Consider the following 15206-nt stretch of genomic DNA (forward strand, 5'->3'; position numbering starts at 1 on the left):
GAGGCTCCTCAGGGACCGTTGAACTGTGGGGTGGTGGGTCAGATGTCGAGGAAGCGGACGTCCTTGGCGTTCCGGGTGATGAAGTTCCGCCGCGGCTCCACCTCCTCGCCCATCAGGATCGAGAACATCTCGTCCGCGCCCGCTGCGTCCTCGAGGGTCACCTGGAGCAGCGAACGCTTGGCCGGGTCCATCGTGGTGTCCCACAGGTCGGCGGCGTCCATCTCGCCCAGGCCCTTGTAGCGCTGGATCGGGTTCACCTGCGGCAGCTTCTTGCCCGCCGCGATGCCGGCGTCCCGCAGGCTGTCGCGCTCCTCGTCGGAGTAGGCCAGCTCGTGCGGGGCGTTCGTCCAGCGCAGCCGGAACAGCGGCGGCTGGGCGAGGTAGACGAAGCCGCCCTGGATCAGAGGCTTCATGAACCGGAACAGCAGGGTCAGCAGCAGGGTGCGGATGTGGGCGCCGTCCACGTCGGCGTCGGCCATCAGGACGAGCTTGTGGTAGCGCAGCTTGTCGACGTCGAAGTCGTCCTGCACGCCGGTGCCGAGGGTGTTGAAGATCGCCTCGACCTCCTTGTTCTGCAGGATCTTGTCCAGGCGGGCCTTCTCGACGTTCAGGATCTTGCCGCGGATCGGCAGGATCGCCTGCGTGCGCGGGTCGCGTCCGCCCTTGGCCGAGCCGCCGGCGGAGTCACCCTCGACGATGAACACCTCGCACTCGGACGGCTCGGTGGACGAGCAGTCGCTCAACTTGCCGTACTGGCCCTTGTTCAGCAGGCCCTTGCGGCCGCGGGCCAGGTCGCGCGCCTTGCGGGCTGCCACCCGGGCGGTCGCGGCGGCCTGCGCCTTGCGGACGATGTCCTTGCCGTCGGACGGGTTCTTCTCGAACCAGTCGCCGAGCAGGTCGTTGACGACCTTCTGGACGAACGAGCGCGCCTCGGTGTTGCCGAGCTTGGTCTTGGTCTGGCCCTCGAACTGCGGCTCGGACAGCTTCACGGAGATGATCGCGGTGAGGCCCTCGCGGATGTCGTCGCCGGAGACCCGGTCCTCGCGCTTCTTGATCATCCCCCAGGTCTCGCCCCACTTGTTGACCGTGTTGGTCAGTGCGGCCCGGAAGCCCTCCTCGTGGGTGCCGCCCTCGTGGGTGTTGATCGTGTTGGCGAAGGTGTGGACGCTCTCGTTGAACGAGGTGTTCCACTGCATCGCGACCTCGAGGCTCATCTTCTGCTCCTCGGACGCCGCGTCGATCGCGATCACGCCGGGGTGGATGGTGTCCTTGCTGCCGGTGAGGTACTTCACGTAGTCGATCAGGCCGTCGGTGTACATGAAGGTCTGCTCGCGGAGCTTCGCCTCCGCGTCCAGCTCGTCCTCGTCCTCGTCCTCACCGACGGCGGCGGCGCGGCGGTCGGCGATCGTGATCTTCAGGCCCTTGTTGAGGAACGCCATCTCACGGAACCGGGTGGCCAGCGTCTCGTAGGAGTAGGTGGTGGTCTCGAAGATCGTGGGGCTGGCGTAGAAGGTGACGATCGTGCCGGTGTCCTCGCTGGCCTCCAGCTGCTCGAGCGGGCCGGTCGGGTCACCGAGGACGAAGCTCTGCCGCCAGTGGTAGCCGTCGCGGCGGACGTCCACGGTGAGGGAGTCGCTCAGCGCGTTCACGACCGAGACGCCGACACCGTGCAGACCGCCGGACACCTTGTAGCCGCCGTCGCCGAACTTGCCGCCGGCGTGCAGCATCGTCAACGCGACGGTGAGCGCGGAGATCTTCTCCTTCGGGTGCTCCTTGACCGGGATGCCGCGGCCGTTGTCGGTGACCCGGATGCCGCCGCCGTCCAGCAGTTCGACCAGGATCGCGTCGCAGTAGCCGGCCAGCGCCTCGTCCACCGCGTTGTCGACCACCTCGTACACCAGGTGGTGCAGGCCGCGCTCACCGGTCGAGCCGATGTACATGCCGGGACGCTTGCGGACGGCCTCCAGGCCCTCCAGCACGGTGATCGCGGACGCGTCGTAGCTGCCGGCCTCGACGTGGGCGGCATCGGCAGCGGACAGGGTGACGTTGGGCTCGTCAGTCACTGAGAACCTTTCGGACGTGAGAAAGCGCCACCGGCGAGGTCGTCGTCGCGGCGCGCTCCAGAACATCAACAGTCTACCCGATCACCCGCGAAATCCCGGGCTCCGAGACTGTCCGTTGCGGCCTGAGCGGCCTGATTTGGCGTTCCCGAGGCTCTCGCGGGGCCTCGGCCAAGGTCGGATACGCGTCCGGGGCCCCCAGACGGCCAGATCGGCCGATCCGGGAGCTGACACGGGCCCGTGACGCGATCCGTCCACTCGTCGCGTCCCACCGGTCACCGTGGTCACGGTCTGGGCGTTCCGTGGCCGGATCGCGTCAGCCTCGCGGGACGCCGATCGGGACGTCCGGCGCCCGTTCAGGCCTCGATCTCGGTGTGGTCGCCGGACCAGAGGGTGTGGAAGGTGCCGGGCTTGTCGACGCGGGCGTAGGTGTGGGCGCCGAACAGGTCGCGCTGGCCCTGGATGAGGGCCGCTGAACTGCGCTCGGCTCGTAGTCCGTCGTAGTACGAGAGGCTAGACGCGAACGCCGGAGCGGGGACACCGCTGGTCGCTGCCTGCGCCACCACCCGCCGCCAGGCGGCCAGCCCGTCCCCGACCACCTTCGCGAAGTACGGGTCGGCGATCAGCAGCGGCAGTTCGGGGTCGCGCTCGTACGCCTCGGTGATGCGGTTGAGGAACTGCGCACGGATGATGCAGCCACCCCGCCAGATCCGCGCCATCGCCCCGCGGTCGATGCTCCAGCCGTACGCGGCGCTGGCCGCGGCGATCTGGTCGAAGCCCTGGCTGTACGCCACCACCTTGGACGCGTAGAGCGCCTGGCGCACGTCCTCGATGAAGCCGGCCCGGTAGCCCACCACGATCGGCTGAGCGTTGGCGGGCAGCGACGCCCGGGCCGCCTCCCGCTGCGGCAGCGAGCTGGACAGCGCCCGCGCGAACGTGGCCTCGGCGATGCCGGTCACCGGGACGCCGAGGTCGAGCGCGTTCTGCACGGTCCAGCGCCCGGTGCCCTTCTGGCCGGCCTGGTCCACCACGACGTCGATGAACGGACGCCCGGTCGCCGCGTCCACGTGCCGCAGTACCTCCGCGGTGATCTCGATCAGGAACGACTCCAGGTCGCCGGAGTTCCACTCGGCGAAGATGTCGCCGAGCTCTGCGGGGGAGGCGCCGAGCCCCTGCCGGAGCAGGTCGTACGCCTCGCCGATCAGCTGCATGTCGGCGTACTCGATGCCGTTGTGCACCATCTTCACGAAGTGGCCGGCACCGTCGGGGCCGACGTGCGTGCAGCACGGGACGCCGTCCACATGCGCGGAGATCGACTCCAGCAACGGGCCCAGCGACGCGTAGGACTCGACCGGGCCGCCGGGCATGATCGCGGGACCGTTCAGCGCGCCCTCCTCGCCGCCGGAGATGCCCGCACCGACGAACAGCAGCCCCTTCGCCTTCAACGCCGCCTCACGGCGGATCGTGTCGGGGAAGTGGGAGTTGCCGCCGTCCACGATGATGTCGCCCGGCTCGAGGTACGGCACCAGCAGGTCGATCGTGGCGTCCGTCGGGGCCCCGGCCTTCACCATCAGGATCATCCGGCGCGGCCGCTTCAGGCTCGCCACGAAGCCGGCGAGGTCGTCCGAGGGGACGAACGCGCCCTCGCCACCGTGCTGGGCAATGAGCTCGTGGGTGCGGGCGGCCGTGCGGTTGAACAGCGCGACGGTGTGCCCGTGGTGGGCGAAGTTCCGCGCCAGGTTGCTGCCCATCACCGCGAGGCCCACCACGCCGATGTCTGCGGTGGCGAGGGGAGTGGTCTGGGTGCTGCTCATCACGGGCTCCTGCTCTCTGGACGTGCCGACTCTGGGTACCAATCAACTCCGGGTGCGCCCCGCAGACAAGCTGTGGCCGCGCGTCGAGGACCGGACGCGCTGGCCTAGGGAAGGCGTCCGAGGGCTTCAACCGCCCTGTCGACGACGGTGCGGACGTCGGCGTCCACGTCCACGACGACGCCCGCCTCGTCCGGCCCGAGCCGTTCGAGGGTGGCGAGTTGGGACGGCAGCAGCGACGCCGGCATGAAGTGCCCGGTCCGCGCGCCGATGCGCTGGGCGAGCAGGACCGGGTCTCCGTCGAGGTGGACGAAGACGGTCGAACCCGGCGCGGTGCGCAGCCGGTCGCGGTAGCACCGCCGCAGCGCCGAGCAGGTGAGGACGGTGTCCCGGCCCAGAGCCTCCTGCTGCGCCGTCCAGTCGACGATCGCGTCCAGCCAGGGCCACCGGTCGTCGTCGGTGAGCGGGATGCCCGCGGCCATCTTCGCGACGTTGGACTCGGGGTGGAACGCGTCGCCCTCGGCGAACACCCAGCCCAGCCTCTCGGCCAGGGCCACCGCGACCGTGGACTTGCCCGTGCCCGCCACGCCCATCACCACGAGGTGGGTGTGCGGTGACGTCGGCGGGTTCATCCCCGCCATCCTAGGAGGCCAGTCGGCTCTGGGCTCCTCGCAGAAGGGGTTCCGGCGAGGGGGACGTGACGCGATCTCGCCACGGAAGCCCCGATTCGTGACGCAGGAGGCGCCTGGGACGCGACGAGCGGCGGAATCGCGTCACCGGGCGACCGTGTCCCGCGCCGCGCCGCCCAGACCCCGGCGCCGCCTGACGTGATTCCGCCACTCCTTGCGTCCCACCCGTCACCGCCGTCCCGTTCTCGGGCACGAGTGGCGGGATCGCGTCAGCCGTAGGTGTCGCGGGGGCCCCGGCCGGGAACGGAGCGGCGGCCCTTCTTCCAGCTCGGCGCCTCGGGACCGACCACGAGCACGCGGGAGACGGTGCCCTGGCCGAGCTGCTCGTTCAGCGTGGCGACCAGCTGGGGAGCGATCGTGCGCAGCGACGTCGCCCACGTCGTCGACTCGGCCCGGACGGTGAGGACGGTGTCGGCATAGCCGACCGGCTGGGAGTGCTCGGCGTTCACCGGCCCGACCAGCGCCGGCCAGCGGGCGAGCAACTGGTGGACGCTGACCTCGCGCGTCCACCCCTCCTCCTCGATGACCTCCTTGAGCAGGTCGCCCAGCAGCGCCGGCTCGTCGGGACGCTGCGCGGGACCGCGCTTCTTCGGTGCCGGCCTGGGCGCCGCACCCCGGGCGGCCCGCGCGATCCGCTTGGCCAGGTCCATACCCTGCGGGTCGTGTTCGGGCTTCTCCGTGCTCATCGTCGCACCACGCCGCGCCCGGGGCAGGCCCTCACGAACCCTCCCCCGCGCCCTGCGCCGGCTCGTCCGCCGGCTCGTCCATCGGTGCCACCTCGCCAGCCTGCACCCGGAAACGACGACCCGCCAGCCGCGCGGGCACGTCGGCGGCGACCGCGGCCGTGATCAGGACCTGTTCGGCGTCGACGACCAGGTCGGCCAGGCGCTCGCGTCGGGTCTCGTCGAGCTCGGCGAAGACGTCGTCCAGCACCAGCACCGGCTCGACCCCGTCCTCCCGCAGCAGCGCGAAGGCGGCCAGCCGCAGCGCCAGCGCCGTCGACCACGACTCGCCGTGCGACGCGTACCCCTTCGTGGGCAGGTCCCCGAGCGAAAGGGTGAGGTCGTCGCGGTGCGGGCCGACCAGGCACAGGCCCCTGGCGATCTCCTCGCCCCGCCGATCGAGCATCGCCGCGGTCAGGACCCCCGCCAGTTCGGACGCCGCCGCGCCCGCGGCCACGACCTCCGGCGGCACCGACGACGACTTGTAGGCCACGCCGGCGACGTTGTTGGTCGGCGCGATGTCCGCGTAGGCCCGCACGAGGTGCGGACGCAGTGCCTCCAGCGTGGTCAGCCTGGCGGCCACGATCTCGGCACCGAAAGCCGCCAGCTGCCCGTCCCAGACGTCGAGGGTCGCGGCGACGTCCTCGGTGACCGCCCGCGGACCGCGTCCTGACAAGGACTTCAGCAACGTGGACCGCTGCCGCAGCACTCGGTCGTAGTCGGCCCGGACACCGGCCAGCCGCGGCCAGCGCGCGACCACGAGGTCGTCGATGAAGCGCCGGCGCTCGCTCGGGTCACCTTTCACGATCGCCAGGTCCTCGGGCGAGAACAGCACCACCCGCAGCGCGCCCAGCAGGTCACGGGGACGCCGCAACGGTGAGCGGTTCAGGGACGCCTTGTTCGCGCGGCCCGGGATGAGCTCGATCTCCAGCAGGAGGCTGCGGGGGTCATCGAGCCCGGCCTGGACGCGCGCCCTCACGATCGCACGCTCCGCGCCGGCGCGCACGAGCGGCGCCTCGGTCGCCACCCGGTGGGAGCCCAGCGTGGCCAGGAACTCGACCGCCTCGACCAGGTTGGTCTTCCCTTGGCCGTTGGCGCCGGTGAACACGGTTACACCGGACGCCAGCGGCACCTCGGCGAGGGAGTACGAGCGGAAGTCGGCGAGGCTCAGGTGGGTGACGAACACGTCCGCACCCCCTGTCGTCCTCCGTCATGTCGCGTTATACCGACGACCGGGCGAGTCGTGGCGGCGGTCCTTCGTGACGCTCGCTCCCCAGGGACCGTGAAAGCCCCTCGCACTTGCGTAGCCCCACTGTCATCCCGGGCTTGACCCGGGATCCCGCGTCTGCCGCAAACATTCACCATGACCGCGGCCCTTCGTGACACTCGCTGCGCTCGCTCCTCAGGGACCGTGAGAAGAACAACGCCCACTGGCACCCGCTCTTCGCCGGGCGTGAGCGGAGCACCATCGACTGCCCCCGAGGTCGGCTCACGCCGGCAGGCGCATCAGCATGATCACGTGCTTGTAGTCGGCGTTCGGCTCGCCGTCGAGCTCGTTCAGGCCGGTGAGCAGGCAGGGCTTGCCGGGCTGGGTGAACGAGAACTGGACGTACGGGGCGTCGAGCGCAGAGAGCGCATCGGAGAGGTAGTGCGGGTTGAACCCGGCCGCGGTCATCGACAGGCCGGTGCCGGTGGTGTCCTCGACGACGGCCTCCAACGCCTCGACGGCCTGCGCCTGGTCGCCGGTCGCCGCCTCGAGCGTGATCGAGCCCTCCCCGATGAGCATGCGCAGGGACGTGTTGCGCTCCGCGACCAGCGCGACGCGCTTCACCGCGGCGATCACCTCGGCGGTGTTGGCCCGGACGGCGACCGCCGCCTGCACGTTCATCAGGTGCCGGACCTTGGGGAACTCCCCGTCCAGCAGCCGGGTCGTGATCTGCCGCAGCCCGGCCGTCCCCGTCCCCTCGAAGCCGATCAGGCCGTCCCCGGTCGCTGCCGAGGACAGGCTCAGCGTGACGCTCTCCCCCGCGGTCATGCTCTTCGCGGTCTCGGCCAGCACACGAGCCGGCACGAGGGCCGCACCCTCACCGCTGCTGGAACGGGGAGCCCAGTCGAGCTCCTTCAGCGCCATCCGGTACCGGTCGGTCGCGAGCAGGGAGAGGGTGTCCCCCTCGATCTCCATCCGGACGCCGGTGAACACCGGGAGCAGCTCGTCGCGTCCCGCCGCGACGACGACCTGGCCGACCGCCTTCGCGAAGTCCTCGCTGGGGATGACGCCGGTGGCCTCGGGCATCTCGGGCAGCGCGGGGTAGTCGGCGACCGGCAGCGTCTGGAGCGTGAACCGGGCGGTCCCGCAGACCAGCTCCATCCGGGTCTCGTCGGAGCTGATGTCCACCGGCTTGTTCGGCAGGGAGCGGGCGATCTCGGCGAGCAGGCGTCCCGAGACCAGCGCGACGCCGTCGTCGGTCACGTCCGCCTTCACCGTGATCTGTGCGGACGTCTCGTAGTCGAAGCTGCTCATCACGACCTGGCCTCCGGACGCCTTGACCAGCAGACCGGCCAGGATCGGGACACTCGGACGGGTGGGCAGGCTGCGCGCCGCCCACTGGACTGCTTCGGCCAGGACGTCGCGATCGAGACGGATCTTCACCATTGCTCCCTTGGAACTACACGCGTGGTCGGTTGATCATATCGGCGCGGGGGCTTCCCACATGCGTGCCTCGGCTTTCCCCACCCTGTGCAGTGCGTGACTTTGAAGTTCAAGGGATCTAGATCAATTCGTCGTCATAACAGCGGGTGTGGATTCGGTGGACGGACGGTGAACGCACTGGTCGCACGGCGTGTCGGCTGTGGATCGCCGCTGTGGACAACCCGAAATCACACGGGGAGGATTTGGGGACGACGACCGAGCCCTGGTCGACGATGCACAGGAGGACCGGGTTTTCCCCCGGGTTATCCACAGCGGTGCACAGGGGCCACAGTCCCGACACAGATGTTGTGGGTCGCCCGACGCGGGCGCTCCCTGGTTCCCGGGGAGCTCGTCAAGGACCGTGGAAAAGGCCTCAGCGGAGCGGCGACTGCTTGATTCGGTTGGTCAGCTCGGTGATCTGGTTGAAGACGCTGCGGCGCTCGCGCAGCAACTGGCGGATCTTCCGGTCGGCGTGCATGACAGTGGTGTGGTCGCGGCCGCCGAACAGCTGGCCGATCTTCGGCAGCGACAGGTCGGTGAGCTCACGGCACAGGTACATCGCGATCTGGCGTGCCGTCACCAGCACATGCGTCCGGCTCTGCCCGCACAGTTCCTCGACCGTGATGCCGAAGTAGTCGGCGACGTTCGTCATGATCGCCGTGGACGAGATCTGCGTCTCGGCACCCTCGGGGATCAGGTCGCGCAGGACGACCTCGGCCAGGGTGAGGTCCACTTCCTGGCGGTTGAGGCTGGCGAAGGCCGTCACCCGGATCAGCGCACCCTCGAGCTCGCGGATGTTCGTCTGGATCTTCGACGCGATGAACTCCAGCACGTCCGGCCCCGCCGTGAGCCGCTCGGCGGCGGCCTTCTTGCGCAGGATCGCGATCCGGGTCTCGAGGTCAGGGGGCTGGATGTCGGTCATCAGTCCCCACTCGAACCGGCTCCGCAGCCGCGGTTCGAGCGCCTCGAGCGCCTTGGGCGGCCGGTCGGACGTGAGCACGATCTGCTTCTGCGCGGTGTGCAGTGTGTTGAAGGTGTGGAAGAACTCCTCCTGCGTCTGGATCTTCCCCTCCAGGAACTGGATGTCGTCGATCAGGAGGACGTCGACCTCGCGGTACTGCCGGCGGAACTCCGCCGTCCGGTTGTCCGAGACCGCGTTGATGAAGTCGTTGGTGAGCTCCTCCGTGGAGACGTACTTCACCCGAACCCGGTCGTAGTAGTTGCGGATGTAGTGGCCCACGGCGTGCAGGAGGTGCGTCTTGCCCAACCCCGAGTCGCCGTAGATCATCAGCGGGTTGTAGGCCTTGCCGGGCGCCTCGGCGACCGCGATCGCGGCCGCGTGCGCGAACCGGTTGGAGTTCCCGATCACGAAGGTCTCGAACGAGTACTTCGGGTTGAGGCGGTCTCCGCCGGCGCGTGCGTGGGTGTTCGGACGGCTCTCCGCGGGCGGCGGCTCGGGGGTGGACGCGGGCAGCGGCGCGGGATCGGCGTCGCCGATCGTTGGGTCCACGTCGATCGCGATCCGGATCGCCCGGGAGTAGAACTCGGACAGCTGCATCTCGATGGCCGGCCGCAGCCGGCTCTCCACGCGGTCCCTGGTGAACTCGTTGGGGACGGCGACGATGACCAGGGAGTCGTGGACCGTCACCGGTCGCATGCTCTCGAGCCACCCTCGGGCGGCGGGGTCGGAGGATGCCCAGACGTGCGACCACGCAGCGCCCAGATCGCCGGTGGCGGCGGGTTCTGTGCTGGCGGGAGGTTGCGTCATGGCTCCTGCTTCGGCTCCTCACTACCGGCCCCAGCCAGGTTTCCACACGGTTGTCCACAGACTGTGCATGAGTATGCACGAAAGTCGGGGGTGACGGTCCCCGGTGGCCGTAGAGCAACTTAGCGATGTCTGAGCGTCTCCGCAAACGGTTTTCAGGAAGATGCTGGCCACTACGGCGTGTCGGCTCGACGGCGACCCCGGGGACAGTCTGGTTTGCCCGCGCCGGTCCGTCCCGCGTAGAGTTGGGCAGTCGCTGTCGCGGCATCCGTGTGTCCGCGTGGGCGCATCTGATCCTTGAATACATCGAACTTGGGAGCACTCGCGTGAGCAAGCGCACTTTCCAGCCGAGCAACCGGCGTCGCAGCCGCACCCATGGCTTCCGTCTGCGGATGCGTACCCGTGCGGGGCGCGCCATCATCTCGGCCCGTCGCCGTCAGGGCCGCGTCCGTCTGGCCGGCTGAGCCGACCAGAGGTGTTGCCCGCCGAGTCGCGGTTGCGCAACGCTGCCGACTTCCGCGACACCATGCGCCAGGGCGTCCGCTGCGGACGCGCGAGCCTGGTGCTGCACGCACGGCGCTCGTCGCTGGCGTCGTCACGGGCGGGTTTCATCGTGTCGAAGGCCGTGGGCAACGCGGTCACCCGCAACCGGGTGAAGCGACGCCTGCGGCACCTCACAGCGGCTGAACTCAGGGCGACGCCGCTGGTCGTGGACGTGGTGGTGAGGGCGTTGCCCGCTGCCGCCGCGTCCGCCGACCTCGCCGACGACCTGCACTCGGCGCTGTCGACCTGCCTGGATCGGCTGGCGGCATGAAGTACGTCCTGATCGCGCTGCTGAAGGCCTACCGGGCGGTGATCAGCCCGTTGTACGGCAACGTGTGCAAGTACTACCCGTCCTGCTCGGCGTATGCGCTCGAGGCGGTCACCGTCCATGGCGCGGTGAAGGGCACCTGGCTGGCCACGCGCCGGCTGGCGAGCTGCCACCCGTGGGCGGCCGGCGGCTATGACCCCGTGCCGGGGACCCCGGCCGCACTTGCCTGGGCTGCCGAGCAGGCCGCCAGGGACACCATGGCCGATCCGGCCCCGAACCGGGCGTGCTCACATGCCCACGAGGTGAAATGAACGCACTCCTTCTCCTGCTCCCGCTGAACATGTGGGACGACTTCCTCGGACTGCTCTCGTCGATGATGACGCCGCTGTACTGGGCGGTGTCCGGCATCCTCGTCGGGTTCCACTCCGTGCTGACGTCCCTGGGCATGGGCGCGGACTGGGGCCTCACGTGGGCGCTGTCGATCATGCTGCTCACCGTCGTGATCCGGACGGCGCTGATCCCGCTGTTCGTCCGCCAGATCAACTCCTCGCGGAACATGCAGCTCATCCAGCCCAAGGTCAAGGAGCTGAACGAGAAGTACGGTCACGACCGGGAACGCCTCGGCCAGGAGACCATGAAGCTGTACAAGGACGAGGGCGTCAACCCGATGGCGTCCTGTCTGCCGCTGCTGCTCCAGATGCCGATCTTCCTCGCGCTGTTCTACGTCCTGAACAGCGTGTCGCGGACGCCGGACGCACCGCTCGGCTACTTCTTCCAGTCGAACCCTGAACTGGCGATGTCGCTGCACAACGCGACGATCTTCGGTGCGCAGCTGTCGTCCACGTTCCTCCCGATCGAGGGCGGCTTCGGTGCGACGCAGTGGGTGACGGCGACGCTGGTCGTGCTGATGACGGTAGTCCTGTTCTTCACCCAGCTGCAGCTGATGCGCAAGAACATGCCCCCGGAGGCGCTGACCGGCCAGATGGCGCAGCAGCAGAAGATGATGCTGTACATCTTCCCGTTCATGTACCTGTTCATGGGCGTGAACATCCCGATCGGCGTGCTGATCTACTGGCTCACGACGAACCTGTGGACGATGGGCCAGCAGTACATCCTGATCCACAACAACCCGGCTCCCGGCACGCCCGCGTACGTCGACTGGGAGGAGCGGATGCGCGCCAAGGGCAAGGACCCCGAGGCGATCGCCGCCCAGCGTCGTGGTGCGGCGCGCAAGCGTCCGGAGCCGGCCAACTACGACCCGACGAAGGTGGCGCGCCAGGGTGCGTCCTCGTCCGGGACCACATCGTCGTCGGCGGCGTCCGGCGATGGCGCCGACGGCAGTGAGCCGGCCGTGCAGCGCCAGGTGATCCAGCGGCAGCAGCCGAAGAAGAACAGCCGTGCTGCCCGCAAGCAGTCGTGAACAAGGAGTATGACGTGACCGAACAGCAGACCGATCCGGTCGAGGTCCTCGACGTGGCGGACGTGGAGGTGGAGGCGCCCGTGGAGGATGGGGCCCCCGCCGAGCCCGTGGTTCCGGCAGAGGACGCCGAGGACGCGGCGTCCGAGGACGCCCCGCGTTCGAAGAAGGAGACCGTCCTCGAGAACGAGGGCGAGATCGCCGCCGACTACCTGGAGGAACTGCTCGACATCGCAGACCTCGACGGTGACATCGACACCTTCATCGAGGGGGGACGCGCGCACATCTCGATCCTCACCGACGGCGACGTGCTGGTCGGCAAGGACGGCGAGGTGCTGGAGGCGCTCCAGGAGTTGGCGCGCCTGGCCGTGATGACCGAGACCGGGCACCGCAGCCGGCTGATGCTCGACATCGGCGGCCACCGGGACCGCCGCCGCCGGATCCTGCAGGACCTGGCGAAGGACGCCGTGGCAGAGGTGAACGAGTCCGGTGAGCCCGTGCGACTGGCGCCGATGAACCCGTTCGAGCGCAAGATCGTCCACGACTCGGTGGCGGCCGCCGGGCTGCTCAGCGAGTCGGAGGGCGAGGAGCCGAACCGCCGCGTCGTGGTGCTGCCGAAGGCCTGAGTCCTTTGGACGCCCGGGCCGCCGTCTTCGGGTCCGGCGCCGACACAGTAAGTCGGTATGTCGACATATTGGCAAGTCGAGGTATCGACTGGGGATTGATGGGTCCGCGGGAGGGCGACCGGCTCTGGGACCGACACGTCCTGAACTCGATCGCGTGCGCGGACCTTCTTCCGGAGGGCTCCTCGGTGGTCGACGTCGGCAGTGGCGCCGGGCTGCCGGGGATTGCGCTGGCGATCCTGCGTCCCGACCTGCGGGTGGTCCTGCTGGAGTCGCTGCTGCGCCGGGCCAACTTCCTGGAGTTGGCGGTGGAGGAACTTGCTCTGGGCGATCGGGTGTCGGTGGTGCGCGCGCGGGCCGAGGAACACCACGAGGTCTACGACGTGGTGGTGTCGCGAGCGGTCGCCCCTCTCCCCCGCCTGGTCGACTGGTGCGCTCCCCTGCTTGCTCGCCATGGTCGCATGGTGGCGCTGAAGGGGGAGACGGCCGGGGCAGAGTTGGCCGAGGCGGCGCCCCTGCTGCGGCGACGGGGACTGGTTGGCCGGGTGGTCGAACGCCCGGTACCCGCCACGGACGAGGTGTCGTGGGCGGTCGAACTGGAGCGCGCCGGCCGCTGATCGGCATGGTCTGCGATGTCCTCGGCACGCTCTATCCTGATGTTTCACGTGAATCGTCCGAGCAGGAGGACCATGTCGATCACTCCCCCGCCGACCCCTCGCAGAGTGGTGTTCGACGAGCCCGAGTTCAGTGTGAGGACCGAAGAGCCGGACGACCTGGCCTTCGCTGTTTCACGTGAAACAACCCTTCCGAAGCCCACGCGCACGCGCACCCTGGTCATCGCGAACCAGAAGGGCGGCGTCGGCAAGACGACGACAGCGGTGAACCTCGCCACGGCGCTCGCCCTCGGCGGGCTCAGCGTCCTGGTGATCGACCTCGACCCACAGGGCAACGCGTCCACCGCGCTGGGGATCGAGCACCAGGAGGGGGTGCAAGGCACCTATGAGGTCCTCACGGCCAACTCCCCCATCGAGAACCTGATCAAGCCCTCGCCCGAATCGGAAGGCTTGTGGGTCCTCCCCGCGACAATCGACCTCGCCGGCGCGGAGATCGGCCTCGTCAGCACGCCGGCGCGAGAGAGCCGCCTTCTCCATGCGTTGCGGAAGTTCAAGGCGAAGTACGAGCCGGACTACGTCTTCATCGACTGTCCGCCCTCGCTGGGCCTGCTCACCCTGAACGCCCTCGTGGCCGCGGATGAGATCCTGATCCCGATCCAGTGCGAGTACTACGCGTTGGAGGGCGTCTCCCAACTCTTGCGGACGATCAACCTGGTCAAGGGGTCGATGAACGACCACCTGCGGCTGTCGACCGTCCTGCTCACCATGTACGACGGGCGCACCCGGCTGGCATCACAGGTGGCCGCCGAGGTCCGGCAACACTTCCCGGCCGAGACGCTGACCGCGGCGATCCCGCGGTCGGTGCGCGTGTCGGAAGCACCGAGCTACGGGCAATCCGTACTCACCTACCACTCGGCGTCAGCCGGCGCGCAGGCCTACCTGGACGCGGCGGCCGAGTTGGCGGAGCGCGGCGCACACCTGGACGGACAGGAGAACTCATGAACACCCCCCGACACACCGGTCTGGGCCGCGGCCTGGGCGACCTGCTGCAGCGCACCGATCCAGAGCTGGCTCCGCACGGCGAGGGTCCCACGGCCCGGGTGCCCGAGGGTGCCCGCTTCGAGGAGATCGCGGTCGCGGACGTCCGCCCCAACCCGAAGCAGCCTCGCACGGTCTTCGACGAGGATGCGCTTGCCGAACTCGTGGAGTCGATCAGGGAGGTCGGCCTCCTGCAGCCCGTCGTCGTGCGACCGCTGGACGAGGGCGGCTACGAGCTGGTGATGGGGGAGCGGCGCCTGCGCGCGACCCAGCAGGCGGGGCTGGCGACCATCCCGGCGATCGTGCGGCGCACGGAGGACGCCGACCTGCTGCGGGACGCCCTCCTGGAGAACCTGCATCGCGCGCAGCTGAACCCGCTGGAGGAGGCGGCGGCCTACCAGCAGATGCTGAGCGACTTCCAGTGCACGCAGGAGGAGCTGTCGACGCGGATCAAGCGGTCGCGTCCGCAGATCTCGAACACGATCCGGCTGCTGCAGCTGCCTGCCCCCGTGCAGCGCCGGGTGGCCGCGGGCGTCCTGAGCGCCGGACACGCGCGGGCCATCCTGATGCTGCCGGACACCGCAGCGATGGAGCACCTGGCGACGCGCGTGGTCGCCGAGGGGCTGTCCGTCCGCGCGACGGAGGAGATCGTCTCGGTGGGGGAGCACGGCGCCAAACGGGCTCCCCGCTCGGCGGTGCCCAAGAGCCTCTCGGCGGCGGCGGAGAGGCTGCAGTCCGAGCTGACCGAGAAGCTCGACACCAGGGTGGTCGTCAGTGAGGGCCGCAGCCGGGGCCGGATCACCATCGAGTTCGCCGACGCCGAAGACCTGGAGCGACTTGCCGATCTATTGCTTTAGCGCTTTGTCGACATAGATACGAAAGCTGACGCGGCGGCCCTTCGTGACGCCGGCCGGCTCGTTCCTCGCCGTCCGGCTCCTCAGGGACCGTTGACGCGCGCGGGCCACAC

15 protein-coding genes are annotated in these 15206 nt (G+C 69.4%); 8 read left to right on the forward strand and 7 right to left on the reverse strand.

Annotation, left to right across the window (positions count from 1 at the left end):
- Nucleotides 1-38: 38 nt before the first annotated feature.
- The 7 genes from gyrB to dnaA all read right to left on the reverse strand — a co-directional run bounded on the left by gyrB (nucleotide 39) and on the right by dnaA (nucleotide 9739).
- Nucleotides 39-2129 (reverse strand): DNA topoisomerase (ATP-hydrolyzing) subunit B, encoded by a 2091-nt coding sequence (gene gyrB / locus QM779_RS13165; protein WP_428535937.1) that lies wholly within the window; start codon nucleotides 2127-2129, stop codon nucleotides 39-41.
- Nucleotides 2130-2416: 287 nt separating this feature from the next.
- Complete coding sequence (gndA, locus tag QM779_RS13170) at nucleotides 2417-3874, reverse strand: NADP-dependent phosphogluconate dehydrogenase (protein WP_428535939.1); 1458 nt, start codon at nucleotides 3872-3874, stop codon at nucleotides 2417-2419.
- Nucleotides 3875-3978: 104 nt separating this feature from the next.
- Nucleotides 3979-4503 (reverse strand): gluconokinase, encoded by a 525-nt coding sequence (locus QM779_RS13175; protein WP_428535941.1) that lies wholly within the window; start codon nucleotides 4501-4503, stop codon nucleotides 3979-3981.
- 266 nt (nucleotides 4504-4769) lie between these two features.
- Entirely contained in the window at nucleotides 4770-5246 is a 477-nt protein-coding gene (locus QM779_RS13180) for a DUF721 domain-containing protein (protein WP_428535943.1), read from the reverse strand.
- A gap of 31 nt (nucleotides 5247-5277) precedes the next feature.
- The gene (recF, locus tag QM779_RS13185) at nucleotides 5278-6468 is read right to left on the reverse strand and encodes a DNA replication/repair protein RecF (RefSeq protein WP_428535945.1); all 1191 of its coding nucleotides are present in this window, start codon (nucleotides 6466-6468) and stop codon (nucleotides 5278-5280) included.
- Nucleotides 6469-6771: 303 nt separating this feature from the next.
- Nucleotides 6772-7932 carry a DNA polymerase III subunit beta gene (gene dnaN / locus QM779_RS13190; RefSeq protein ID WP_428535947.1) on the reverse strand — a complete coding sequence of 387 codons (1161 nt, stop codon included), beginning with the start codon at nucleotides 7930-7932 and terminating at the stop codon, nucleotides 6772-6774.
- A gap of 412 nt (nucleotides 7933-8344) precedes the next feature.
- The gene (gene dnaA / locus QM779_RS13195) at nucleotides 8345-9739 is read right to left on the reverse strand and encodes a chromosomal replication initiator protein DnaA (protein ID WP_428535949.1); all 1395 of its coding nucleotides are present in this window, start codon (nucleotides 9737-9739) and stop codon (nucleotides 8345-8347) included.
- A 323-nt stretch (nucleotides 9740-10062) separates the two neighbouring features.
- On the opposite strand from dnaA, the gene rpmH reads away from it, so the two are divergent.
- The 8 genes from rpmH (at nucleotide 10063) to QM779_RS13235 (ending at nucleotide 15096) form a co-directional block, all read left to right on the forward strand.
- Nucleotides 10063-10200, forward strand: a complete 138-nt coding sequence (gene rpmH, locus QM779_RS13200) for a 50S ribosomal protein L34 (RefSeq protein ID WP_323417990.1) — start codon at nucleotides 10063-10065, stop codon at nucleotides 10198-10200.
- Between the two features lie 11 nt (nucleotides 10201-10211).
- On the forward strand, nucleotides 10212-10550 hold the full coding sequence (gene rnpA, locus QM779_RS13205) for a ribonuclease P protein component (RefSeq protein WP_428535951.1): 339 nt from the start codon (nucleotides 10212-10214) through the stop codon (nucleotides 10548-10550).
- Nucleotides 10547-10858, forward strand: coding sequence for a membrane protein insertion efficiency factor YidD (gene yidD, locus QM779_RS13210; RefSeq protein WP_428535953.1), 312 nt, complete (start codon nucleotides 10547-10549; stop codon nucleotides 10856-10858). The genes rnpA and yidD overlap by 4 nt, the downstream gene beginning before the upstream one ends.
- Before the next feature lie 29 nt (nucleotides 10859-10887).
- Nucleotides 10888-11967: a membrane protein insertase YidC gene (yidC, locus tag QM779_RS13215; protein WP_428538426.1), complete on the forward strand. Its 1080-nt coding sequence runs from the start codon at nucleotides 10888-10890 to the stop codon at nucleotides 11965-11967.
- 14 nt (nucleotides 11968-11981) lie between these two features.
- Entirely contained in the window at nucleotides 11982-12590 is a 609-nt protein-coding gene (locus tag QM779_RS13220) for a protein jag (RefSeq protein WP_428535955.1), read from the forward strand.
- Nucleotides 12587-13204: a 16S rRNA (guanine(527)-N(7))-methyltransferase RsmG gene (rsmG, locus tag QM779_RS13225; RefSeq protein ID WP_428538429.1), complete on the forward strand. Its 618-nt coding sequence runs from the start codon at nucleotides 12587-12589 to the stop codon at nucleotides 13202-13204. Before QM779_RS13220 ends, rsmG begins: the two co-directional genes overlap by 4 nt.
- Before the next feature lie 72 nt (nucleotides 13205-13276).
- Nucleotides 13277-14203: a ParA family protein gene (locus tag QM779_RS13230; protein WP_428535957.1), complete on the forward strand. Its 927-nt coding sequence runs from the start codon at nucleotides 13277-13279 to the stop codon at nucleotides 14201-14203.
- On the forward strand, nucleotides 14200-15096 hold the full coding sequence (locus QM779_RS13235) for a ParB/RepB/Spo0J family partition protein (protein WP_428535959.1): 897 nt from the start codon (nucleotides 14200-14202) through the stop codon (nucleotides 15094-15096). Before QM779_RS13230 ends, QM779_RS13235 begins: the two co-directional genes overlap by 4 nt.
- Nucleotides 15097-15206: the final 110 nt, after the last annotated feature.

Source organism: Propionicimonas sp., assembly GCF_049840635.1.
In the GTDB taxonomy this organism is placed as follows: domain Bacteria; phylum Actinomycetota; class Actinomycetes; order Propionibacteriales; family Propionibacteriaceae; genus Propionicimonas.

Bases quoted from the DNA above. Each gene is read 5' to 3' on its own strand.
- yidC (WP_428538426.1), top strand. From the start codon at position 10,888: ATGTGGGACGACTTCCTCGGACTGCTCTCGTCGATGATGACGCCGCTG.
- yidD (WP_428535953.1), top strand. From the start codon at position 10,547: ATGAAGTACGTCCTGATCGCGCTGCTGAAGGCCTACCGGGCGGTGATC.
- QM779_RS13230 (WP_428535957.1), top strand. From the start codon at position 13,277: ATGTCGATCACTCCCCCGCCGACCCCTCGCAGAGTGGTGTTCGACGAG.
- QM779_RS13235 (WP_428535959.1), top strand. From the start codon at position 14,200: ATGAACACCCCCCGACACACCGGTCTGGGCCGCGGCCTGGGCGACCTG.
- QM779_RS13180 (WP_428535943.1), bottom strand. From the start codon at position 5,246: ATGAGCACGGAGAAGCCCGAACACGACCCGCAGGGTATGGACCTGGCC.
- QM779_RS13175 (WP_428535941.1), bottom strand. From the start codon at position 4,503: ATGAACCCGCCGACGTCACCGCACACCCACCTCGTGGTGATGGGCGTG.
- dnaA (WP_428535949.1), bottom strand. From the start codon at position 9,739: ATGACGCAACCTCCCGCCAGCACAGAACCCGCCGCCACCGGCGATCTG.
- gndA (WP_428535939.1), bottom strand. From the start codon at position 3,874: ATGAGCAGCACCCAGACCACTCCCCTCGCCACCGCAGACATCGGCGTG.
- gyrB (WP_428535937.1), bottom strand. From the start codon at position 2,129: ATGTTCTGGAGCGCGCCGCGACGACGACCTCGCCGGTGGCGCTTTCTC.